Raw genomic sequence first — 22,674 nt, 5'->3', positions numbered from 1 at the left:
ATGCCAGCTACCGGTGACCGCCAAGTGACCCCGGCCCGACGGTCAGAAGATCGTGAGCGTGCAGTAGGTCCGTGGCGGCGACGGGTAGGGCCATGCGTAGTGGCCGACGGTGGCGGGGCACGCCTGCTGATCGCGGATGTCGAGGCGTTCGGTGACCTGAACGAGCAGCCCCTGTTGTCCGCGTTCCGCACAGTCGGCGAGGGTCAGCATGCCGATCGGCATGTCCATGACGTAGCAGTGGTTGGCGACGAGGTTGGGCACCAGGCACAGGCGCGTCGTCGACGGATCGGCGAATTGACTTGGCACGTGCTGATATTCGGCACTCGGGCACTCACCCGAGGAGTTCGCGATGGCGCCGACGGTGTAGCTCGGATCGGCGGCGCAGGCCACCTTGTCGGCGGTCAGCGGGTCCGGCGCCGCCGCGGCGGCTTGCGGCGGGATCCCGACGCAGTCACCGACGGAGAACACTTCGGCGAGGCCCCGCGGCGGCTCGGGCGTGCCGAGCGAACAGCCACTCAAGACGGCCGCACCGAGAACGGCGACCAGCACTAATCGAATCGCTGACACGCGCGTCATGGATAGCGACATTGTCACGAATGGGGGAAGATCGCCACACGTTCCCCAAAGTTCTCAATAGTCCCACAGACCCCACGCGAATCACAACGTTGGCATTCATACCGGCGTGTCGCGGGGTCGGATGCGCCGATCGTGCGATCTCATACGCCTGCCACGGCGGGTTGCGTATGAAACCGCACGATCGGCGGCCGCTTAGCCGTCGGATCCGGCGCGCACGCCTTCCTCGACCTTCTTGCCGAGCTCCGGATCGACGTTGCGCCAGTACTCGAACACCCGCGAGAGCACCGGCTCCTTCACGCCGTCGAGCACGTGGCCGACGATGTTGCCGACGAGGCGATCGCGCTGAGCATCGTCCAACACCTCCCGCACCAGGGTGCCGGCCTGGGACCAGTCGTCGTCCTCCGGACGCAACGAGTACGCGGTGCGCACCATGTCGCCGTCGGACGCCCACTGCGCCTCGGCTACCCGCCTCGGGTCGTCGGCCACCGGACCGCCCATCGAGTTCGGCGCATAGACCGGATCGGTCGCCAGCTTGATCCGCATCGCCCCGTCCTTGGAGTAGGCGTTGACCTCGGACTTCGGCTCGTTGACCGGGATCTGCTTGTAGTTCACGCCGAGGCGGGCGCGGTGGGCGTCGGAGTAGGAGAACCCGCGAGCCAACAGCATCTTGTCCGGTGACAGACCAGTACCGGGCACGACGTTGTTGGGCTCGAAGGCGGCCTGCTCGATCTGCGCGTGGTAGTCGACGACGTTGCGGTTCAGCGTCATCTTCCCGACGTCGATCAGCGGATAGTCGGAGTGCGGCCACACCTTGGTCAGATCGAACGGGTTGATCCGGTAGGTCTTCGCATCCTCGAACGGCATGATCTGCACCTTCAACGACCAGGTCGGGAAGTCGCCCGCCTCGATCGTGTCGTACAGGTCGCGCTGGTGGTAGTCCGCGTCCTCGCCGGCGATCCGGTCGGCGTCCTCCTGGGTGAGGAAGTCGACGCCCTGGTCACACTTGAAGTGGTACTTCACCCAGGACATCTCGCCGGCGGCATTGATCCAGCTGTAGGTGTGGCTGGAGTAGCCGTTCATGTGCCGCCACGACTTGGGGATACCGCGGTCGCCCATCAACCACGTCACCTGATGCGCCGACTCGGGCACCAGCGTCCAGAAGTCCCACTGCATGTTGTGATCGCGAAGGTTGTTGGCGGCCATCCGCTTCTGGCTGCGAATGAAGTTCTGGAACTTCATCGGATCGCGGACGAAGAACACCGGGGTGTTGTTGCCGACCATGTCGAAGTTGCCCTCGGACGTGTAGAACTTCAATGAGAAGCCACGCGGATCGCGCCAGGTGTCTGGGCTGCCCCGCTCGCCTGCCACGGTCGAGAAGCGCGCCACCATCTCGGTCTTGGCGCCCGGCTGCAGGAACGCCGCCTTGGTGAACTGACTGACGTCGCTCGTCACCTCGAACGTGCCGAAGGCGCCACCACCCTTGGCATGTGGCTGCCGCTCCGGGATGCGCTCGCGGTTGAAGTTGGCCATCTGCTCGATCAGGTAGTGGTCCTGCAGCAGAATCGGACCGTCGGGTCCGACGCTCAGCGAGTGCTCGAGGCTCGGCACCGGCGCGCCGCCATCGGTGGTTGCGATCTTCTCGGTCATCTATATCCATCCCTCTCGTGGCCGCGACCACTCGGGCTGGGCCGCAATTGTCGTGACGACGCCACGGTGCGGTTTACCCGGCGGCGTCGTCATCCATGCATGCGAGACGACGGTTGTCAGCGTCCCGGCGGCGTCGGCGGCGTGGCCGCGGGACCCTGCCCCGAGCCGCCGGAACCGCCAGGCCCGGCCTGGCCTCCCGGTCCGCCCGGGAAGCCGGGGCCACCGGGGAACACGAAGGCCGGTCCGGGCCGCATCATCGGTCCTGGACCCCACATCGGGGGGCCGTCGCGCTGGTCCATGGCGCCGCGGTCGTGCCCATGACCCCGGCTACCACCATCTCTGCCCGCGTGCGCGCCGAGCATGAATCCGGTCGCGAAGATGACGGCCACGATGACCACCGCGCCCGCGGCGATGCCGACCCACGCGGCGACCTGGTTGAGTCGGCTGGGCTTCTGGTCCACCGGCGCGAAATAGGGCGGGGCATGGGCGGGGGCGGGCACCGGCTGTTCGGACACCGGGTGTTCGGACGCCGGGATGGAGTTCGTCGAATCCTCTGGCTTGTCGGTCATGACGCCGATCATCCTCGCGCCAACCATGGCACCGGCTCGGTATCGCCTAAGAATCAGCTATGCATGCCACGCCTGCGCCAAAGGTTTTGACGGCGGCCGAAAGGGAGATCCATACGCGCATGGAACAACAGAACATGCCGCCGGCCACGCCGAAGGACGCCACGAAGGCCACCGAGGAACAACGCGAACTGCAGAGCCAACTCGATGACCCGACGCCCGACCCGGAGGCACCTGGAGGTCACCAGGATCGGCACCAGATCGCCGACGAGACCTAGGGACCGAACCACGGCCGCGCGATCGGGGGTTCGGCGGCCGCGGTTCGTCCTCGGGATGACGCTACCGTCGCAACCTGTGAATGCCGTGTGCCGAGGCTGTGCCCTCTGCGCAGCTGAAGTCCGTTCAGTCCGAAGGGTTTCCGCGCTTGCGTTTGTGCCGGTACATGTTGGCGTCGGCCTGGCAGAGCAGTTCCTCGCCGTCGGCGGCGTTGCCCCACGTCCACCCGACCGCGGCGGTGAGGTCGAGCGGGGTCGTCGTCGTCGGGTAGGTGCCGGTGAGGGCGGCGCGGATGTCGCCGGCCACCGCGGCGACCCGCCTCTCGGCCCGCGCGTCGAGGACCACGACGACGAACTCGTCACCGCCGAACCGGTAGGCCGTGTTCGGTGGGAGCACGATGTTGGCGAGCAGCCCCGCGGCGTTGGCGAGGACGGCGTCGCCGACCGCGTGCCCGAAGTTGTCGTTGACGTCCTTGAACCCGTCGAGGTCGATGAAGATGATGCCGACCTCCGTACTGGGGTCCTCGGCCCGGATCTGGTGCATGCGGTCGTTGAGGGCGTGCCGGTTGTGCAGCCCGGTGAGTGAGTCGGTCAACGCGAGCCGGGAGAGTTCCGCTTCGGCGTGGCGTCGGGCGGTGACGTCCTGGAATTGCGCGACGATGACGTCGTCCCCGCCGTAGGCGCCCGTGACGTAGACCGCGCTGCGCTGCATCCAGATGATCGTCCCGTCACGTCGGACGTAGCGGCGCTCTGCGGCCACCTTCTTCACCGACCCGTCCTGCATGCGCGCAAGGTCCGCTTCGGCCGAGGCGAGCTCGTCGGGGTGGACGAGCCGACGGAAGTCACCGCCCAACAGCTCCGCCGTGTGGTACCCCAGTGCGGCACACATCGCCGGGTTGATCTGAAGGATGTGCGCCGAACGGGTCAGCACGACTTTGCCGATGGGCGCATTGGCCATGCTGATGTCGAACAGTCGCCGGGCCTCGTCGCGGGCGTGCTCCGCCTCGACACGGGCGGTCACGTCGGTGACCTGGACGTAGAACCCGAGCACCACGCCGTCGACGATGTCGGGCACGTACGAGGCCTGGGTGTACCTGGTCAGCCCTTGGCTGTCGATCAACGTGCGTTCGAAGAGCTGCTCCTCCCCGGCCAGTGCGCCCTCGATGTACGGCAGGTTCAGCGCGTACACGGCCTCGCCGAGGACCTCGCGGATATGGCGTCCGCGCGCCTCCTCCGGCGTGATGCCGAAGAATTGGACGTACGCGTCGTTGGCGATCACGTTCCGCAGCTCACGGTCCCAGTAGCCGATCATCGCGGGGAGGTGGTTGATCAGCGCCAGCAGCCGACGACGCTCTTCCTCGGCGGGTGTGAGGCCCGTCCGAACGGAGCGGACGTCCCTCACCCCGTGCCACCCCGACATGGCGGTCCGGCCCGCTGGCGGAGGGCTGTTCTGCTGGGCTCGGTCTTGAACCATCGGCAGCAAATCTACTTCAGCGTCAGTTACTCAGCAACCACTAGACAGAGCATGCCGCCAACGTCAGCGCAGCGGGTTCACCGCAAACTGGATCACCCGATACGGCGCGTTGTCGGCTCGGGGCGTCGTGTTCCACTGGCTAACGAATACCCGCAGCTCGTCGAGGGTCGAACCCGGCGAGAGGTAGCCCCCGTAGGGCTGCGCCAGCCGGTTGTCCTCGGGTGGCGGCAGTTCTTCGGGGTCGGCGGGCCACGCGGCGGCGTACACCACCGTCGTCACCGGCGCGGGGCCGAGGCCGGTCGGGTCGTTCGCGACGCGGACCTCCATGTTCCCGGTGCTCGCATTGAAGTACGACAAGACGGTCTTGCCGTCGACCTGTCGGATGCTCATCTCCCCGACGGCATCACCCCACAGCGGAGTGGGCGCCTCACCCCATCCGCCGACGCCCGACCAGGCCTGCCATCTCGAGCGGTCGGTGAAGGACGCCGGGGTCACCCGGTAGAGCTCGACGGGACTGCTGCGGTCGAAGTCGTTCGCCACGACGTAGACCCATCCGCTCGGCGAATCGGGCGTGGGGATCGGGTCGTAGTAGCCGCTGATCTGGGACTGCCGACCGCCCGCGTAGTCTGCGGGGCGTTGCGACTTGGGGACCGTCGGCCAATCTCCTCGAGAGGGTGACGCCTTGACCAATCTCGAGGTCGACGGCACCAGATCCTTGGTGGTGGTGATCAACATGTAGTTCTCGCGGTTGATCGCGACGACGCCCGCCGGCAGTTGCGACGATCCCGGCGGGGTGGGGTCGGCGAGCAGCGGCTCATCCGTTCCCGTGACGCCGTAGTAGCGCACACCGCTCGGGTCGTCGACCGAATCCATGTCCACGTGCAGGGCGACGGGTGAGTAGTGCGGCCCGAAGGCGACTCCCTGTCCCGCGAAGCTGTCGCCGCAGACTTGCAAAGTGCCGCTGGGGAACTCCATGAACTCGCACAGGTCCGTGGCGCCGATGCCGTAATCCCTCGTCGGCGTGCCCGTTCCCGCTACCGGACCGATCCGCACCACCTGGCCGGGCGTCAACGGACCCAGCACCGGCTTCGGAATCGGCGCGGGCGGCTCGGCATGCGCGACCGCCATCGGGGGCATCGAGACGCACAGCAGTGCCGCAGCCGCCACCCGTGAGCACCGCACCTACAGCTGAGCGGCGAGAAGCTCGGCGATCTGAATGGTGTTGAGCGCCGCGCCCTTTCGGAGGTTGTCGCCGGAGACGAACAGCGCCAGACCGCGCCCATCCGGTGCGCCGGGATCTTGCCGAATGCGTCCGACCAGGGAGTCGTCGGCACCTGCGGCCGCCAGCGGGGTCGGTACGTCGACGAGTGTCACACCGGGTGCGGTCGCGAGCAGTTCCCTGGCACGCTCGGGTGAAAGTGGTTGCGCGAACTCGACGTTGAGGGACAGCGAGTGCCCGGTGTACACCGGCACCCGCACGCAGGTGCCACTGACGAGCAGATCGGGGATGCCGAGGATCTTGCGAGTCTCGAACCTCAGCTTCTGGTCCTCGTCGGTCTCACCGGAGCCGTCGTCGACCAGCGAGCCCGCCAGCGGCACCACGTTGAAGGCGATCGGCGCGACGTACTTGTTCGGCGCAGGGAACTGCAGCGCCGATCCGTCGTGGACCAATTGCTCACTGTCGGCGACCACTGCGCGCGCCTGACCGAACAGTTCCTCGACCCCGGCCAGCCCGCTGCCCGACACCGCCTGATAGGTCGACGCGATCATGCGGACCAGGCCCGCCTCGTCGTGCAGCACCTTGAGTACCGGCATCGCGGCCATCGTGGTGCAGTTCGGGTTGGCGATGATGCCCTTCGGACGAATGCCCGCGTCTCTGTCGAAATTGACCTCCGACACCACGAGTGGCACGTCGGGATCCTTGCGCCACGCCGACGAGTTGTCGACGACGATGGCCCCCGCCGCGGCGAACCGCGGCGCCTGGACGCGAGACATGTTGGCCCCAGCCGAGAACAGCGCGATGTCGAGGCCGGACGGGTCGGCCGTCTCGGCGTCCTCGACCTCGATCTGCTGACCCTTGAACTCCAGCTTCTTGCCTTGGGACCGCGAGGACGCGAAGAACCGGACACTCGTGGCCGGGAAGTCCCGCTCTTCGAGGAGTCGACGCATCACCTGGCCGACCTGGCCGGTTGCACCGACCACACCGATGTTCACCATCTATCTACCCCGTCGCATCGCTCGCCCATGTCTCTACAGCCCGCTTCCCGCGTACACGACGGCTTCCTCGTCACCGCCGAGATGGAACGCCTCGTGCAACGCCGTGACCGCCTTGTCCAGCTCGGTGTCCTTGACCAGCACCGAGATTCGGATCTCCGAGGTCGAGATCAGATCGATGTTCACGCCCACCGCCGCGAGTGCCTCGCAGAACGTGGCGGTGACGCCGGGGTGGCTGCGCATGCCGGCGCCGATGAGTGACACCTTGCCGATGTGGTCGTCGTAGAGCACCTGGGTGAACCCGATCTCGTGCTGCAGCGACGACAGCTTCTCCACCGCGGCCGGACCGTTGTCACGTGCGCAGGTAAACGTGATGTCGGTCTTGCCGTCCTCGATCTTGCTGATGTTCTGCAACACCATGTCGATGTTCACATCGGCGTCGGCGACCGCGCGAAAGACTCTGGCGGCGTAACCCGGAACGTCGGGTAGGCCGACGACCGTCACCTTCGCCTCGCCTCGGTCGTGAGCGACTCCGGTCAGGATGGCGTCTTCCATCGGAATGTCCTCCATCGATCCCTTGACGAGCGTGCCCGCCTTGTCCGAGTACGACGACCGAACGTGTATCGGAACGTCGTAGCGTCGTGCATATTCCACGCACCGCAGCATGAGCACCTTGGCCCCGCACGCCGCCATCTCCAGCATCTCCTCGAAGGAGACCGTGTCGAGGTGCCGTGCGTTGGGCACGATGCGCGGGTCGGCAGTGAAGATGCCGTCCACGTCGGTGTAGATCTCGCAGACGTCGGCGTTCAACGCCGCGGCCAGCGCCACCGCGGTGGTGTCCGATCCCCCGCGGCCGAGCGTGGTGACGTCCTTGCTGTCCTGACTGACGCCCTGGAAGCCGGCAACCAGCACGATGAGGCCCTCGTCGAGGGCGTCCCGCAGCCGGCCTGGCGTGACGTCGATGATCTTGGCGTTGCCGTGCGTGCCGGTGGTGATGACGCCCGCCTGGGAACCGGTGAACGACCGGGCCTGGGCGCCGAGCGATGAGATGGCCATCGCGACCAGGGCGTTGGAGATGCGTTCGCCCGCGGTCAGCAGCATGTCCATCTCGCGCGGGGGCGGGGCGGGGTTCACCTGACGGGCCAGGTCGAGCAGGTCGTCGGTGGTGTCACCCATGGCGGAGACCACGACGACGACGTCGTTGCCGGCCTTCTTCGTCTCGACGATGCGCTCGGCGACCCGGCGAATCCGGTCGGCGTCGGACACCGAGGATCCGCCGTACTTCTGTACGACGAGCGCCACTGTTCGCCTTTCGCGTCGTTCTGAACGAGGTGGAGTTGCCTAAAAGGATAAGGGGTCTGCGCACCCGGTTTTCACCGGCGGATCGGCGGCGAACGTGCGGATCGATCCGCCCCGCCCGGGGTGTCCAGGACGAAACCGCACGTTCGCGCGCGGATGGGTAGCGTCGGACGGCGTGACCGAACAGCCCGCCGACCGGACCGCGACCACCCGGGTACCGATTCACGGGCCCATCGCCGCGCGGTGGAGTCCTCGGGCGTTCGACCCGGGTGCGACGGTCACCACCGAGCAGCTGACCGCGTTGCTCGAGGCGGCTCGTTGGGCAGCGACCTGGGGAGGCCGGCAGCCGGTCCGCTTCGTGGTCGGCCTGCGCGGTGACGAGACGTTCGCCGCGCTCGCGGCCACGCTCAAGCGCGGGAACGCCTACGCGCACGCCGCGGGTGCGCTGATCCTGGTCTGTGCCGACGAGGGCCCCGACGAGAAGACGGCGCTGTACTCGGCCGTCGATGCGGGTGCCGCGATCGCCAACGCGAGCCTCGAGGCGGTCGCGCGAGGGCTGGTCGCGCACGCGATGGCGGGCTTCGACGCCGACGCGGCGCGCACCGCCTTCGCCGTTCCCACCGACGTCCGGCCGATCGCGGTGCTGGCCGTCGGGACGCTGGGTGATTACCGAACAGCGGACGAGGCGATCGTCGAACGGGACACCCGGGCCCGTGAGCGGCTCCCGCTCGAGGAGGTGGCGTTCGCGGGGAGCTGGGGCTCGGCGTTCATGCCGGACACGTCGTCGCCAGCTGTCTGACCCGGGACTCGAATTCGTCGTTGAACGCGGTGACCACCATCGCCACCGCGGGCGCTGCGGCGCCAGGCGCGGTGCTCTGGCTCTGGGCGTCGAAGTCGAGACGGGCCCGGACCAGCCGCTCCGCGGTCTTCGCCGTCTCCTTCGCCTGGTCGGCGAGCTCGGGCGCGGTCACCTTCGCCGCCCGGTCCGTCAGGCCGTCCACCCAGGCCCGGTAGTCCAATTCGCCGGGGTCGGTCGCCGCCTCATAGGACCCGGGCTCGGGGACATGGGTCTTGGCGTTCAGGCCGTCGATCTGAGACTTGTTGAACGCCAATAATTCTCGCACCGGAGCGCAATCCGCCGAGGACGGGCCGCGGAAGAAGAACCACCAGATGCCCGTGCCGACCAGGAGGGCGACCGTCACCGTCACCGTCGTCAGAGGCCTTATCCGCTTCATCCCCCGATGCTGACACAGCCGCGGTCGGACGCACGTTTACCTGCCCGCAACACTACGAGCCCGTCTCCGTAACAGAAACATCGGTTACTGCCAGTGATCGGCCCGCTCGAGGCCGCACACGCAGGAGATGACAGATGGATGTAGTGGATACGGGCACCACGGCTTTCATGCTGTGTTGCATCATCGGGCTCACCCTGATGATCCCCGGGCTTGCGCTGTTTTACGGCGGCATGGTCTCGGTCAAGAGCTCGACGAACATGATGATGATGACCTTCGGGGCCGTGGCGATCGTGGGCGTCCTCTGGGTTCTGTTCGGCTTCTCGATGGTCTTCGGCACCAGCTACGGCGGGTTCGTCGGCAGCTTCACCGAGTTCGCCGGGATGAAGGATCTGCTCGAATCGCAGACCACCATCTCGGGGCTGCAGGTGAGCCTGTTCGCACTGTTCCAGGCTCTGTTCGCCGCCATCACCGTGGCGCTGATCTCGGGCGCCGTCGCCGACCGGATGAAGTTCGGCGCGTGGATGGTGTTCGCGACCGTGTGGGCGGTCCTGGTCTACTTCCCGGTCGCGCACTGGGTGTTCGCCTTCGACGGCGTGGTGACCGAGGACTCCACGGGCGGCTGGATTGCCAACAACCTCAAGGCGATCGACTTCGCCGGTGGCACGGCGGTGCACATCAACGCGGGCGCCGCCGCACTCGCCGTCGCGATCGTGCTCGGCAAGTCCGCCATGTTCGGCCAGCTGCGCAAGCCCCACAACGTGCCGCTGACCCTGCTCGGCGCCGGCCTGCTGTGGGCCGGCTGGTACGCGTTCAACGGCGGTTCGGCGCTGGCCGCGGGCAACTCGGCCGCCATCGTCATGGTCACCACCTTCGTCGCCACCTGCGCCGCCACCCTCGCGTGGCTGGCGGTCGAGAAGATCAAGGACGGCCACGTGACCGGCGTCGGTGCGGCCTCCGGTGCCATCACCGGCCTGGTCGCCATCACCCCGGCCTGCGGTGCGGTCACGCCGATCGGCGCCATCGCCGTCGGTGCGATCGCCGGCGCGATTTGCATCTACGCGGTGGGCCTCAAGTCGCGGTTCGGCTACGACGACTCACTCGACGTGGTCGGCGTGCACCTCGTGGGCGGCGTCATCGGCACCCTGCTCATCGGCCTGTTCGCCAGCGAGAGCATGCCGAATGCCACCAACGGTCTGTTCTACGGCGGCGGGTTCTCTCAGCTCTGGAAGCAGGCCATCGCCGCGGGCGCGGTGCTGGCTTACTCGTTCGTGGTCGCCTTCGCGATCGCCTACGCCATCAAGAAGACGATGGGCATCCGGATCTCGCCCGAGGACGAGGAGAAGGGCATCGACGCGGTGTCGCATCGCGAATCGTCGTACGACATGCAAACCGCCTAGGAGACTGGCCCCGATCGGCGCGATTCGCCCCGCGCCGGTCGGGGCCTCTCGCGCTGCATGCAGTTTCCTTTCCTGATACTTTGATTCCCTAGATGAGACAAGGATGACGATGACCGCCACGACCACCGGGCTTGCGGACCTCGCGCGCGAGGCGGGCACCACGTTCGTCCTTGCGCTGTTCGTCGACCTGCGCGGCAAGCCGTGCGCAAAGCTGGTGCCGGTCGAGGCCATCGACGTGCTCGCCACCGAGGGCGTCGGCTTCGCCGGTTACGCCGTCGGCGCCATGGGCCAGGAGCCGCGAGATCCCGACCTGATGGCAATCCCCGACCCGTCCTCCTTCACCCCGATCCCCTTCATCAAGGAGGGGCTCGCCCTGGTGCACTGCGACCCGCACGTACTCGGCGAGCCGTGGCCGTACGCGCCCCGCAACATCCTCAAATCGCTCGTCGCACGCGCGGCCGAGGCCGGTTTCGAACCGTGGGTCGGCGCCGAGGTCGAATACTTCCTACTGACCCGCAATGCGGACGGCAGCCTGGCCACCGCCGATACCGCCGACAACGCTGCCCAGCCCTGTTACGACGCGCGCGGCGTGACCAGGATGTACGACCACCTCACGACGATCTCCACGGCAATGAATCAGCTCGGGTGGTCGAACTACGCCAACGACCACGAGGACGCCAACGGACAGTTCGAGCAGAACTTCCAGTTCGCCGAGGCGCTGACCACCGCCGACCGCGTGGTCACCCTGCGCTACCTGCTGTCGATGATCGCCGCCGAGCGGGGCATGATCGCGACGTTCATGCCCAAACCGTTCGCGGACCGCACGGGAAGTGGCCTGCACCTTCATCTCTCGCTCACCAGCGGCGGTGCGGCAATGTTCCCGGGCGACGCGGCATCGGACGGCCACGGCCTCGGCCTGTCCACCACCGCGTACTCGTTCATTGCGGGCATCCTCGAGCACGCCTGCGCGCTGCAGGCCGTGGTCGGCCCAACGGTCAACTCCTACAAGCGAACCGGCGCCCTCACCACGAACTCTGGCGCTTCCTGGGCGCCCAGGCAGCCGACCTACGGCGGCAACGACCGGACGCACTACATCCGCGTGCCCGACGACCAACGCGTCGAACTGCGCGGTGGCGACGGCTCGGCCAACCCATATCTGGCGATCGCGGCCGCCCTCGGCGCGGGTCTCGACGGCATTGCACGCAACCTCGACCCCGGGCCGATTGGCACCGTCGCGGACGGCAGCCGCGCGCTTCCGCCGACGCTGCTGCACGCCGTGGACGACATGGTGGCCGACGACGTGATCACCGGGGTGCTCGACGCCGTGGGCGACGGAGTGGCCACGTACTTCGCCGATCTCAAGCGCAACGAGTTCTTCACCTACCACGGCACGGTCAGCCCGTGGGAGATCGACCAGTACCTGACCGCCTTCTAGGCGACTGAACAGCAAGGGAGACAGGCGATGTGCGGAATCGTGGGGTTGCACCTCCGCAACCCCGAGCTATATCCGCGACTGGGTGAGCTGCTCACCGGGATGCTGTGCGAGATGAGCAACCGGGGCAGCGACTCGGCGGGCGTCGCGGTGTACGGCGATCCGACGTGGACGCCGCCGGGCCGCGGCTGTGTGTCGCTGCTCGACGTCGGCGCCGATGCCGACACCGTTGGCGCGGCGGTCGGTGTCGCGCTCGGCACCCAGGTCGACGTGACGATGATCGGGGCCACCTATCTGCTGACGTCGAGCGCCGACTCCGAGGTACTGCTCGCCGCCGTCAGGCGGGTCTACCCGGACGTCCTGGTAGCCGGTTTCGGCGCCGACCTGGCGGTGCTCAAGGGCGTGGGTGGCCCGGCAGCGCTGACGGCGTCCTGGGGGTTGGCCAACGCTCAGGGTTGGCAGGGCGTCGGGCATACCCGCATGGCGACCGAGTCGGCCGTCACGCCCTCGGGTGCCCATCCGTATGCCGTAGGGCCGGAACAGTGTCTGGTACACAACGGCTCGTTCGCCAACCACGCCACCATCCGACGCGAATTGCAGGCCGCCGGCGTCCGATTCGACAGCGAGAACGATACGGAGGTCGGCGCCCGGTTCGTGGCGAGCCGGCTGGCCGAGGGCCGCGACGTGGAGACGGCGCTGAAGGAGCTGTGCGCCACGTTCGACGGCTTCTACACGCTGCTGGTGTCCAACCGTGATTCGTTCGCGGTGGTCCGTGATGCGATCGCCTGCAAGCCCGCCGTCATCGCCGAGACCGCAGACTGGGTGGCGATGGGCAGCGAATACCGCGCTCTGTCGGGCCTTCCCGGCGTCGAGCAGGCCGTCATCTGGGAGCCGGAGCCGGAGGTCGTGTACGCGTGGACACGATAGTCACCTTCGATCTCGCCAAACAATCACTGCGGGAACTCAATTCGGCCCTACACGCGCCCGGCTTGACCGGTGACTTCGTCATCGAGAACCCCGCCGGTGCGCACAACGTCGCGGTCGGCCTCGATGCCGACGTGAACGTGACGATCCACGGCCACGTCGGGTACTACGCCGCGGGGATGAACCAGCGCGCCGAGGTGACCATCGAGGGCAACGCGGGTACCGGTGTCGCGGAGAACATGATGAGCGGCGCGGTCCGGGTCAGCGGCAACGCCTCGCAGTCTGCGGGGGCGACTGCGCACGGCGGACTGCTGGTCATCGATGGCAATGCCGCAGCGCGGTGCGGTATTTCGATGAAGGGGGCCGACATCGTCATCGGTGGTGACGTTGGGCACATGAGCGCCTTCATGGCTCAAGCCGGACGACTGGTGGTCCGCGGCAACGCGGGTGACGCCCTCGGCGACTCGATCTACGAGGCCCGCATCTACCTCCGCGGCAACGCCAAGTCGCTGGGCGCCGACTGCGTTGCCAAGGAGATGCGGCCCGAGCACCACGGGGAGTTGGCAGAGCTACTGGAGTCCGCCGGCTACGGGGACGACGACACCCACGCCTACACTCGCTACGGCTCGGCCAGAGACCTCTACCACTTCCACGTCGACAACGCTTCGAGTTACTGATGAGCGAAACATCTGATGCCAGAGCGCGGTTGGGCCTTCGCGAGTCCGCGACCTTCGACCGGCACACCATCGCCGCCATCCAGCGCGCCGCTGAGACCGGCATCTACGACATTCGCGGCTGGGGTGCCAAGCGGCCCCTCCCACACTTCGACGACCTGCTGTTCCTCGGCGCGTCGATGTCGCGCTACCCGTTGGAGGGCTACCGCGAACGTTGTGACACCGACGTGCTGCTCGGCGGCCGCAACGCCAAGTACCCACTGCACCTGGACATCCCGGTGACCATCGCGGGAATGTCCTTCGGTGCACTGTCCGGGCCCGCCAAAGAGGCACTCGGTCGCGGCGCGAGCGCCGTCGGCACGTCGACCACCACCGGTGACGGCGGGATGACCGTCGAGGAACGCGGTCAGAGCAAGTACCTGGTGTACCAGTATCTGCCGTCGCGGTACGGAATGAACCCCGACGACCTACGCAAGGCCGATGCCATCGAGATCGTCCTCGGCCAGGGCGCCAAGCCCGGCGGTGGCGGAATGCTGTTGGGACAGAAGATCTCCGAACGCGTCGCTGGTATGCGCACGCTGCCCGAGGGCATCGATCAGCGGTCGGCGTGCCGGCATCCCGACTGGACCGGGCCCGACGATCTCACCATCAAGATCAACGAGTTGCGGGAGATCACCGACTGGGAGAAGCCGATCTACGTCAAGGTCGGCGCCTCGCGGACCTACTACGACGTCAAGCTCGCCGTCCACGCGGGCGCCGACGTCGTCGTGGTCGACGGGATGCAAGGCGGTACCGCCGCGACGCAGGAGGTGTTCATCGAGAACGTCGGAATCCCGACGCTGGCAGCCGTTCCGCAGGCCGTCCAGGCGCTGGCCGAGCTGGGCGTGCACCGCAGCGGCGCCGACCACGGCGAAGTTCAGCTGATCGTGTCCGGCGGTATCCGCAACGGGGCGGACGTCGCCAAGGCCATGGCGCTCGGCGCGGATGCCGTCTCCATCGGTACCGCCGCGCTGATCGCATTGGGCGACAACCATCCCCGGTACGCCGCGGAGTACGAGGCACTCGGCAGCGCCGCGGGATTCTTCGACGACTTCCAGGACGGCACCGACCCGACGGGCATCAGCACCCAGAACCCCGAACTCGCCGCCCGGTTCGACGCCATCGAGGGCGGCCGCCGACTGGCCAACTACCTGCGGGTGCTCACCATGGAGGCGCAGACCATCGCCAGGGCATGCGGTAAGGCCCACGTCCGGCACCTCGAACCGGAGGACCTCGTCGCCGTCACGATCGAGGCGGCCGCGATGGCGCGGGTACCGCTGGCGGGCACCGACTGGATCCCGGGCCGATGACGACCACTCCCGCCGAATGTGAAACCTCTGCGAGAATTCGGGCGAGAATCCGCACAGGATTCACATTGGGAGCACCGGAGCGTCGCCGATGAGCGAGACGGCGGACGTCGTCATCGTCGGCGGCGGCATCGAGGGCGCGGCCGCCGCGTGGGCGTTGGCGAAGCGCGGTGTCACGGACGTGCTGGTCGTCGAGCGGCACACCGTGGGTTCGGGGATGACGGGCAAGTCCTCGGGCATCGTCCGCTGCCACTACGGCGTCAGCTCGCTGGCCGCCATGGCGACCGTCGGGCTGGAGGTGTTCGAGAACGCGCAGGAGATCTTCGGGCACGACATCGGCTTTCGACAGACCGGCTACGTCGTCGGGGTCGGCGAGTCGAACGTCGACTCGCTGCGCAAGAGCCTGGCAGCCCAGCGTGCCGTCGGCGTGCAGACCGAGGAGATCGACCTCGCCGACGTCGCCGACATGTGGCCGCACGCAGACCTGACGCCGTTCGCCGCCTTCGCCCACGAGGCCCGCGGCGGGTTCGGCGACGGGTACCAGACCGCACAGGCGTTCGCCGTGGCCGCGCGCGCGGCAGGCGTCCGCATCCGCCAGGGCACGGCGATGACGGAGTTGCTGCTCGACGGCGACCGCACGACCGGGGTACGGCTCGCCGACGGCACCGAGGTCACCGCGGACACCGTCGTGATGGCGACCGGCGTCTGGACCCGCGACCTGTTGTCGCGCCATGGAATCGACGTTCCCATCCGCGTCGTGCGCGAACAGATCGTGATGATCGCACCCGGCGTGGAGCTGGGCCCGGTACCCGTCTTCTCCGATCTGGTGTCGCTGCAGTACATCCGGCCCGAGCCAGGCGGCGACGTGCTGTTCGGCAACAGCGACCTGTCACACGTCCAGGACGCCGACCCGGACGACTACGCCAACCGCGCCAGCGAGGACTTCATCGACGTCACGATCGATCGCGTGGGCACCCGCTTCCCCGGCTTCCCGGACGCCGCCATCACCGGCAGCTACGCGGGCTGTTACGACGTCACCCCGGACTGGAACCCGGTGATCTCGCGAACCGGCATCGACGGTCTGGTGGTTGCGGCAGGCTTCAGCGGACACGGCTTCAAGATCGCGCCCGCGGTCGGCGCGCTGATCGCCGATCTGGTGGTCGATGGGCACAGCGCCGACCCGCGGATTCCCGAAGCCGACTTCCGACTGTCGCGCTTCGCCGAGGACGACCTACTGCGGACCCCGTTTCCGTACGTGGGCGCGGGCGAGATGCGCTAGGACGGTAGCCGTGGCCTTCCCCGACGAGCCCGTTCCGTTGCTCCGCAACGAGTCCGGCACCGCTCGCGACCGCGATCCGAGTGAGCCGGTCGACGAGGTGGAGTTCGAGGCCGCGATCGGCCGCAACGTGCGTCAGCTCCGCCAGCAGCAGGGCCTGACGGTCGGCGACATGGCCGCCCGGGTCGGCATCTCCAAGGCGATGATGAGCAAGATCGAGAACGCGCAGACGTCGTGCAGCCTGTCGACGCTAGCGCTGCTGGCCAAGGGTTTCGACGTGCCGGTGACCACACTGTTTCGCGGCGCCGACGTGGAGCGGCCCGCGGCGTTCGTGAAGGCGGGCACCGGCGCGCGGATCGTTCGCAACGGCACGCGGGAAGGACACGAATACCAGTTGCTCGGGTCGCTGCGCGGTGAACACAAGCGGCTCGAGTGCCTCGAGGTGACCTTGACCGAGAAGAGCCGGACCTACCCGCTGTTCCAGCACCCGGGCACGGAGTTCATCTACATGCTCGACGGTGTCATGGACTACAGCCACAGCCGGTCGGTCTATCGGCTGCACCCCGGGGATTCGCTGCAACTCGACGGCGAGGGAGCCCACGGCCCCGTCGACCTGGTCGAGTTGCCGATCCGCTTCCTGTCGGTGGTCGCCTTCCCGGATTCGCAGATCTGACTTGCGGTAACGATCTCCGTGATTTCGCCACAGCCGGTGCTGCATGTTCCACACTCCATCCCATGGCCAGTGTCATCGAGTTGGAGATCATCTCCACACCGACAGCCGGCCAGTTCGCAGTCCGCGTGGTGCGGTCGGATTCGGGCGCGGGATCCACCTCGACGATGCAGCTGGATCCGAAGGCCTACGTCGACTCGCGGGACGACCTGGAGACGGCCGTGTTGGCATCGGCGGTATCGGGCCGACGACTTCTCTCACCGGGCGAGCAGCGGCTGCGCACCGTCGGTCAGCAGCTGTTCGACGCACTCTTCAGCGGAGCGGTGGGCGAGGCCTATCGCGCCAGTGTCGATTCCGCCAACGCGCGCAACGAACGGTTGCAGGTCGTGCTCCGGCTGGACGTCCCCGGGTTGGCCGCCATTCCGTGGGAGTCGATGTACGACAGTCAAAACGGTGAGTACATCGGCCTCAGCGACCCCGTAATCCGTCACATCCCGTCGAAGGACGCCGAGCCACTCGCCCTCGCGCTGCCGCTGAAGGTTCTCGTTCTGGTGTCATCCCCCGAGGGGCTGGCCACCCTGGACGTCGAGGCCGAGCGACGGAAACTATCCCAGGCCCTCGCCGAACCGATCGCCGACGGCCGTGTTCAGCTCAGCTGGCTGATGCAGGCGACGTGGGAGAACGTCCAAGACGAGATGTTGTCCGGCACCTGGCATGTACTGCACTTCATCGGCCACGGCGATTACGACGAACGAACCGACCAAGGCGTGATTGCGCTCGTCGGCGAAGTCGGCGGCACCCATCTCGTGGAAGCCGACCGACTCGCGGGCCTTCTGAACGAGGCACAGCCGACACCTGCTCTGGTGGTGTTGAATTCGTGCCAGTCCGGACGAAGCGGCGCGCAGGATCTGTTCTCGAGCACCGCGGCGACCTTGGTGCGGGGCGGTATCAGTGCCGTGGCGGCCATGCAGTTCTCCATCAGCGACGCGGGTGCCACCAAGTTCGCCCGCGGGCTCTACAGTGCCTTGGCCAGCGGACGCAGCCTCGGCGACGCCATCGGAAGTGGGCGCGTCGGCTTGCTTAGCACCCCGGGCTCGCTGGAGTGGGTGACGCCCGTGCTCTACGTGCGGAGCGACGTCTCCAGGTTGTTCACCATCGCGCCCGCTGCGCCCGCTCCTACTCCGACCGCTGTTGGTACACCGGTCGTCGGCGGCCCGATCCGAACGGGTCCCAACAGAAGGATGCTGGCCATCGTCGGTGCGATCGCTGTCGCGGTCGTGGCGTGTGGCGTCGGTCTCGTCGTTCTCCTCAATTCGTCGGATTCGCCCTCACCCGTCGCGGAACCGCGCACGTCTTCCGCCGTGCCGCCCAGCACGTCGACGGTTCCGGGCTCCAATGCCGGCGACCCGGCCGAACTCGTCCGGACGCTTGCGGCGGCGGGTATCGATACGACGTTGCCCGGTGGCGACGCCAAACTCGCTGACTATCTGGCGAACTCGACGTTCACGCCCTATGCCGCGATCGCTCAGGCTCTTCTCGACGCGATCGGCACCCAGCAGCTACGGCAACCAGTGGCCATCGATTCGATCGTCTGGGAGTACGGCGTGCTGGCGGGTACTCCACCACCGAACCGAGTCGAGCTCGTTGATGTCACGGTGCTGGAGAAGGCCGTCGTCGAGGAGTTCGACAACCGGTACGGGGAGCGCTTCGACGACTTCGGCTCGCTGTTGATCGGTCGCTAGTTCCGCTCTCAGATCGGCACTGTGGCGTCCTCGTCGGTGAGCGGCCGCTGCGCCCGCATCGATTCGATACCGACGCCGTAGGAGAACATCTGAGGTTCCTGGTCGGAGTTCACGATGGCGGCGAGCACCTCCAGCTGAAGATCCTTGTAGGTCTTCTGGTAGTCGAAGCCATGTTGCCTCCAGACCTTCAGGAACGCCTCCGTGAAGGCACCGTTGCCATTCCCGTCCATCGACGTCTGCTCGTCCTTGCACCCCGAGATCAGCACCACCTTGGCAGGGGAATCCGTCGGCATCTGCCTCGGCGCCCACCACGTCTGCTGGGCTGCGTACGCGTCCGCGTTCTTCTCGTATTCAGCGGTCGTGTATTCCAGCGGCGCGCGCTTGGACTTGGGTCCCGGCTCATCGGCGACGAACGCGCGCAGCGCTTCTCGCGCGCCAATGCGGTCGCGGCCAGGTATGCGGCGAGCCACGGTCTCGCTGTGACAGCTGTCCGACATGATGAAGATCCGGACGCCGGCCTTGAACGTGCACAGCGCACCGTAGAGCGAATCGTCGACGAGTTCGGTGTCGTAGAGGCACCACGTTTCGTCGTAGCCGTCGATCTCGTCGCCGTTCTGATCGGGAACCTGTCCGCCGTGGCCGGAGTAGGTCAGAAAGAGGAAGTCGCCGTCGCTCAATTCGCTTGCGTACAGGTCGAGTTTGTCCTTCACGGCGCCGATCGTCGCATCGGCGTCGATCAGCATCTCGGAGGCGAAGCCTCGATCTTCGGCGATCTTCTGCATGGCCTTCGCATCGTTGATGCAACCCGACAGTTGGCCGTCCCAGCCGCCGTACTGGTCTGGATCGACGCGATTCAGCCCGATGTGAAGTGATTGATGCTTACCCATGATCTACTCCCTGCGTTGTTGGTTGATGTCCCTGCGGAAGATTGCGGTTCGGGACGATGCCTCACCATTCGATGTCGGCTTCCCGCTCTACGACTCGACGCTCGGCGCGGGCACGCGTCGCGGGGCGGCCGCGATGCTGGAGTTCGAGCAGCACGGGGTCGAACGCGACCTTCGCCGTGTCCGCTAGCTCTTCCACGGTCTTCTCGACGGTCACGAACTCGGCGAACGGGTCGCGCGACTTCAGACCGTCCAACGACTGCGTGAGGATGAACGCTCGCGATCGGATTTCGTCGTCCCGCTGATAGACGAAGACCTTCCAGAACTCGATCGGGACCTGCACTTCGTCCCTATAGGACGGATCGGTGTCCGCCAGTACCGGGCCGCCCAAGACCGCGACCCTCGAGTTGTCATCGTCGACGTGTTCGAGCAACGTGTTCTCCAGTCGGCCCCAAACCCCATGACGGGAGGACTGATTGAAATCATCCATCTGCGGGGTGATGTTGGTGAAGTAGAACGAATCCTCGTTGGCGCGTACCGCTTCGTCGTGTTCCCCCCACAACAGGTCGGCGCGCCGGGCGACGTGGCCGCGGTCCAAGCGGTTGTTCTCGTAGACCTCGTTTCCGGTCTGCAGCTCCGCGGCGATGCGGCTGTCGGTGACGAATTCGAGGTCGTCACGCCCGATCGGGTCGGGGCTACCCGCGCCGCGCAGGGTGGCTCCGTCGATGTTCCACGCCACCCACCGGCAGAGTCGTCGACTCTTGCTGAGCTCGAGCGAGAAGTGCGTGTAGTCGACGATGGGCGATCCGTCCACGAGGACGGCGTCGCCGGGGTCGATGCCCGAAGGTGGCCCGACGCGCGCGCCGACGAAGCCCGGGTCATATCCGGTGCGTCGGCTCGATGAGTCGTCGCGTGTGGTCATCATCGTCGAAACTCCTCGGGTGAGCCGTCGGGGCCACCGTTCTGCCCTTCCTACCCATGGTGCTGGCCTCGCGACCATCGGTCATGAGTAACGCACTACTCGATTTCGGGGGGCTGTGCGACGTAACCCAGGTCGGTGTTCATGCGGGTCCAGGCTTGGTACAGTGTTCGACGTGCAGCGGTCGCTCCTCCTCGGACGCCGCGACGGGGTCTGATCCAGACTGGCTTCCCGTCGCGGGTTGTCTTGATGCGCCGGTCTGAACTTCTTCCAGACACAAACCGGAGCGAGAACCGTGAACAACCCCAATCCCCATTCGATCGACGCGTATACCTCGGCGCGCACCATCAACACGCCTAGTGGGGCCGCCAACCCCGGCCAGCCCGCCTGGAACACCCAGCGCGGCACCTCGATGCCGGTCAGCCGGTACCGCCCCTTCGCCGCCGAGGTAGAACCGGTCACCCTGGCTGACCGCACCTGGCCGGACAAGGTGGTCGACACCGCACCCATGTGGTGCGCGGTCGACCTGCGCGACGGCAACCAGGCCCTGATCGACCCGATGAGCCCCGAACGCAAGCGGCGCATGTTCGACCTGCTGGTCCGCATGGGCTACAAGGAGATCGAGGTCGGCTTCCCGTCGGCCAGCCAGACCGACTTCGACTTCGTCCGCGAGATCATCACCCAGGGCGCGATCCCCGACGACGTGACGATCCAGGTACTCACCCAGTGCCGGCCCGAACTGATCGAGCGGACGTTCGAAGCCTGCGCGGGCGCGCCGCGGGCGATCGTGCACTTCTACAACTCCACGTCGATCCTGCAGCGCCGCGTGGTGTTCCGCGCCGATCGCGCTGCCGTCAAGGCCATCGCCACCGACGGCGCCAAGATGTGCGTCGCAGAAGCCGCCAAACACCCTGATACGCAATGGCGTTTCGAGTACTCCCCCGAGTCGTACACCGGCACCGAACTGGAGTACGCGAAGGAGGTGTGCGACGCCGTCGCCGACGTCATCCAACCCACCCCCGAGCGGCCGTTGATCGTCAACCTGCCCGCCACCGTCGAGATGGCCACGCCGAACGTGTACGCCGACTCGATCGAGTGGATGAGCCGCAACCTGGCTCGCCGCGACTCGATCATCCTGAGCCTGCACCCGCACAACGACCGCGGAACCGCCGTTGCCGCAGCCGAATTGGGGTACCAGGCCGGGGCCGACCGCATCGAGGGCTGCCTGTTCGGCAACGGCGAACGCACCGGGAACGTCTGTCTGGTGACGCTGGGTCTGAACCTGTTCAGCCGCGGCGTCGACCCGCAGATCGACTTCTCGAACATCGACGAGATCCGCCGCACCGTCGAATACTGCAATCAGCTGCCGGTGCACGAAAGGCACCCTTACGGAGGCGATCTGGTCTACACGGCGTTCTCCGGGAGCCACCAGGACGCCATCAACAAGGGCCTGGACGCCATGAAGGTCGACGCCGACGATGCCGACTCGGACGTCGACGACATCCTCTGGCAGGTGCCGTATCTGCCGATCGACCCGAAGGACGTGGGCCGCACCTACGAGGCCGTGATCCGGGTGAACTCACAATCGGGCAAGGGTGGCGTCGCCTACATCATGAAGGCCGACCACGGCCTGGCGCTGCCGCGGCGGCTGCAGATCGAGTTCAGCCAGGCGATCCAGAAGATCACCGACGGCGAGGGCGGCGAGGTGTCCCCGAAGGAGATGTGGGACGTCTTCGCCGACGAGTACCTCTCGCCGATCAAGCCGCTGGAGCGGATCCGGCAGAAGGTCGACGCCGCCGAGGAAGACGGCGGGACCGACACGATCACGGCCGTGGTCAAGGTCGAAGGCGCCGAGCGGGAGATCGTCGGAGCCGGCAACGGCCCACTGGCCGCGTTCGTCGACGCCATCGGCGCCGTCGGGTTCGACGTCTCGGTGCTCGACTACTCCGAGCACGCCATGTCCTCGGGCGAGGAAGCTCAGGCCGCGGCGTACGTCGAGGCGTCGGTGGGCGGCAGGACCGTGTGGGGTGTCGGCATTGCGACGTCGATCACCACGGCGTCCCTGCGGGCGGTGGTCTCCGCCGTCAATCGTGCCGCGCGTGGTTAACTGACGCTTGCGTAAGT

21 protein-coding genes are annotated in these 22,674 nt (G+C 67.1%); 11 read left to right on the top strand and 10 right to left on the bottom strand.

Annotation, left to right across the window (positions count from 1 at the left end):
* Positions 1-42: 42 nt before the first annotated feature.
* The 3 genes from QUE68_RS02355 to QUE68_RS02345 all read right to left on the bottom strand — a co-directional run bounded on the left by QUE68_RS02355 (position 43) and on the right by QUE68_RS02345 (position 2,792).
* Positions 43-576 (bottom strand): hypothetical protein, encoded by a 534-nt coding sequence (locus tag QUE68_RS02355; RefSeq protein WP_284224331.1) that lies wholly within the window; start codon positions 574-576, stop codon positions 43-45.
* A 192-nt stretch (positions 577-768) separates the two neighbouring features.
* Complete coding sequence (locus QUE68_RS02350) at positions 769-2,223, bottom strand: catalase (RefSeq protein ID WP_286275098.1); 1,455 nt, start codon at positions 2,221-2,223, stop codon at positions 769-771.
* A gap of 116 nt (positions 2,224-2,339) precedes the next feature.
* The gene (locus QUE68_RS02345; protein ID WP_286275097.1) at positions 2,340-2,792 is read right to left on the bottom strand and encodes a hypothetical protein; all 453 of its coding nucleotides are present in this window, start codon (positions 2,790-2,792) and stop codon (positions 2,340-2,342) included.
* 119 nt (positions 2,793-2,911) lie between these two features.
* On the opposite strand from QUE68_RS02345, the gene QUE68_RS02340 reads away from it, so the two are divergent.
* Complete coding sequence (locus QUE68_RS02340) at positions 2,912-3,067, top strand: hypothetical protein (protein ID WP_284232360.1); 156 nt, start codon at positions 2,912-2,914, stop codon at positions 3,065-3,067.
* Positions 3,068-3,191: 124 nt separating this feature from the next.
* On the opposite strand, the gene QUE68_RS02335 is transcribed toward QUE68_RS02340, so the two are convergent.
* The 4 genes from QUE68_RS02335 to QUE68_RS02320 all read right to left on the bottom strand — a co-directional run bounded on the left by QUE68_RS02335 (position 3,192) and on the right by QUE68_RS02320 (position 8,054).
* Positions 3,192-4,538 (bottom strand): sensor domain-containing diguanylate cyclase, encoded by a 1,347-nt coding sequence (locus QUE68_RS02335; RefSeq protein WP_284224327.1) that lies wholly within the window; start codon positions 4,536-4,538, stop codon positions 3,192-3,194.
* Between the two features lie 63 nt (positions 4,539-4,601).
* On the bottom strand, positions 4,602-5,675 hold the full coding sequence (locus tag QUE68_RS02330) for a DUF4185 domain-containing protein (RefSeq protein WP_286275722.1): 1,074 nt from the start codon (positions 5,673-5,675) through the stop codon (positions 4,602-4,604).
* Between the two features lie 45 nt (positions 5,676-5,720).
* The gene (locus QUE68_RS02325; protein ID WP_286275096.1) at positions 5,721-6,755 is read right to left on the bottom strand and encodes an aspartate-semialdehyde dehydrogenase; all 1,035 of its coding nucleotides are present in this window, start codon (positions 6,753-6,755) and stop codon (positions 5,721-5,723) included.
* 33 nt (positions 6,756-6,788) lie between these two features.
* Positions 6,789-8,054: an aspartate kinase gene (locus tag QUE68_RS02320; protein WP_284224324.1), complete on the bottom strand. Its 1,266-nt coding sequence runs from the start codon at positions 8,052-8,054 to the stop codon at positions 6,789-6,791.
* A gap of 172 nt (positions 8,055-8,226) precedes the next feature.
* Here QUE68_RS02320 and QUE68_RS02315 point away from each other — a divergent pair, with 172 nt between their 5' ends.
* Entirely contained in the window at positions 8,227-8,850 is a 624-nt protein-coding gene (locus tag QUE68_RS02315) for a nitroreductase family protein (RefSeq protein ID WP_286275095.1), read from the top strand.
* Here QUE68_RS02315 and QUE68_RS02310 read toward each other — a convergent pair.
* Positions 8,819-9,286, bottom strand: a complete 468-nt coding sequence (locus QUE68_RS02310; RefSeq protein ID WP_284224322.1) for a hypothetical protein — start codon at positions 9,284-9,286, stop codon at positions 8,819-8,821. The genes QUE68_RS02315 and QUE68_RS02310 overlap by 32 nt on opposite strands.
* Positions 9,287-9,429: 143 nt before the next feature.
* On the opposite strand from QUE68_RS02310, the gene QUE68_RS02305 reads away from it, so the two are divergent.
* From QUE68_RS02305 to QUE68_RS02270, 8 genes are all read left to right on the top strand, one after another.
* Entirely contained in the window at positions 9,430-10,683 is a 1,254-nt protein-coding gene (locus QUE68_RS02305; RefSeq protein ID WP_284230612.1) for an ammonium transporter, read from the top strand.
* Positions 10,684-10,792: 109 nt separating this feature from the next.
* Complete coding sequence (glnT, locus tag QUE68_RS02300) at positions 10,793-12,118, top strand: type III glutamate--ammonia ligase (protein WP_286275094.1); 1,326 nt, start codon at positions 10,793-10,795, stop codon at positions 12,116-12,118.
* A gap of 27 nt (positions 12,119-12,145) precedes the next feature.
* Complete coding sequence (locus QUE68_RS02295; RefSeq protein ID WP_286275093.1) at positions 12,146-13,042, top strand: class II glutamine amidotransferase domain-containing protein; 897 nt, start codon at positions 12,146-12,148, stop codon at positions 13,040-13,042.
* Entirely contained in the window at positions 13,030-13,716 is a 687-nt protein-coding gene (locus tag QUE68_RS02290) for a GltB/FmdC/FwdC-like GXGXG domain-containing protein (RefSeq protein ID WP_286275092.1), read from the top strand. The genes QUE68_RS02295 and QUE68_RS02290 overlap by 13 nt, the downstream gene beginning before the upstream one ends.
* On the top strand, positions 13,716-15,062 hold the full coding sequence (locus QUE68_RS02285) for an FMN-binding glutamate synthase family protein (RefSeq protein ID WP_286275091.1): 1,347 nt from the start codon (positions 13,716-13,718) through the stop codon (positions 15,060-15,062). The genes QUE68_RS02290 and QUE68_RS02285 overlap by 1 nt, the downstream gene beginning before the upstream one ends.
* Before the next feature lie 88 nt (positions 15,063-15,150).
* Positions 15,151-16,338 carry an NAD(P)/FAD-dependent oxidoreductase gene (locus QUE68_RS02280; protein WP_286275090.1) on the top strand — a complete coding sequence of 396 codons (1,188 nt, stop codon included), beginning with the start codon at positions 15,151-15,153 and terminating at the stop codon, positions 16,336-16,338.
* Between the two features lie 10 nt (positions 16,339-16,348).
* Positions 16,349-17,008 carry a helix-turn-helix domain-containing protein gene (locus QUE68_RS02275; protein ID WP_284224316.1) on the top strand — a complete coding sequence of 220 codons (660 nt, stop codon included), beginning with the start codon at positions 16,349-16,351 and terminating at the stop codon, positions 17,006-17,008.
* Between the two features lie 62 nt (positions 17,009-17,070).
* A complete protein-coding gene (locus QUE68_RS02270; RefSeq protein WP_284232357.1) occupies positions 17,071-18,747 on the top strand; it encodes a CHAT domain-containing protein in 1,677 nt (558 codons plus the stop codon).
* Between the two features lie 8 nt (positions 18,748-18,755).
* Here QUE68_RS02270 and QUE68_RS02265 read toward each other — a convergent pair whose 3' ends face one another.
* On the bottom strand, positions 18,756-19,634 hold the full coding sequence (locus tag QUE68_RS02265) for a caspase family protein (RefSeq protein WP_284224314.1): 879 nt from the start codon (positions 19,632-19,634) through the stop codon (positions 18,756-18,758).
* 61 nt (positions 19,635-19,695) lie between these two features.
* Positions 19,696-20,556 (bottom strand): DNA/RNA non-specific endonuclease, encoded by an 861-nt coding sequence (locus QUE68_RS02260; RefSeq protein WP_284224313.1) that lies wholly within the window; start codon positions 20,554-20,556, stop codon positions 19,696-19,698.
* Between the two features lie 289 nt (positions 20,557-20,845).
* On the opposite strand from QUE68_RS02260, the gene leuA reads away from it, so the two are divergent.
* On the top strand, positions 20,846-22,657 hold the full coding sequence (gene leuA / locus QUE68_RS02255; protein ID WP_284224312.1) for a 2-isopropylmalate synthase: 1,812 nt from the start codon (positions 20,846-20,848) through the stop codon (positions 22,655-22,657).
* Positions 22,658-22,674 lie beyond the last annotated feature (17 nt).

The sequence above is a fragment of the Mycolicibacterium sp. TUM20985 genome (assembly GCF_030295745.1).
Taxonomy (GTDB): domain Bacteria; phylum Actinomycetota; class Actinomycetes; order Mycobacteriales; family Mycobacteriaceae; genus Mycobacterium.
The sequence above is the reverse complement of the archived record's forward strand: the minus strand, read 5'-3'. Positions and strand labels throughout refer to the sequence as shown.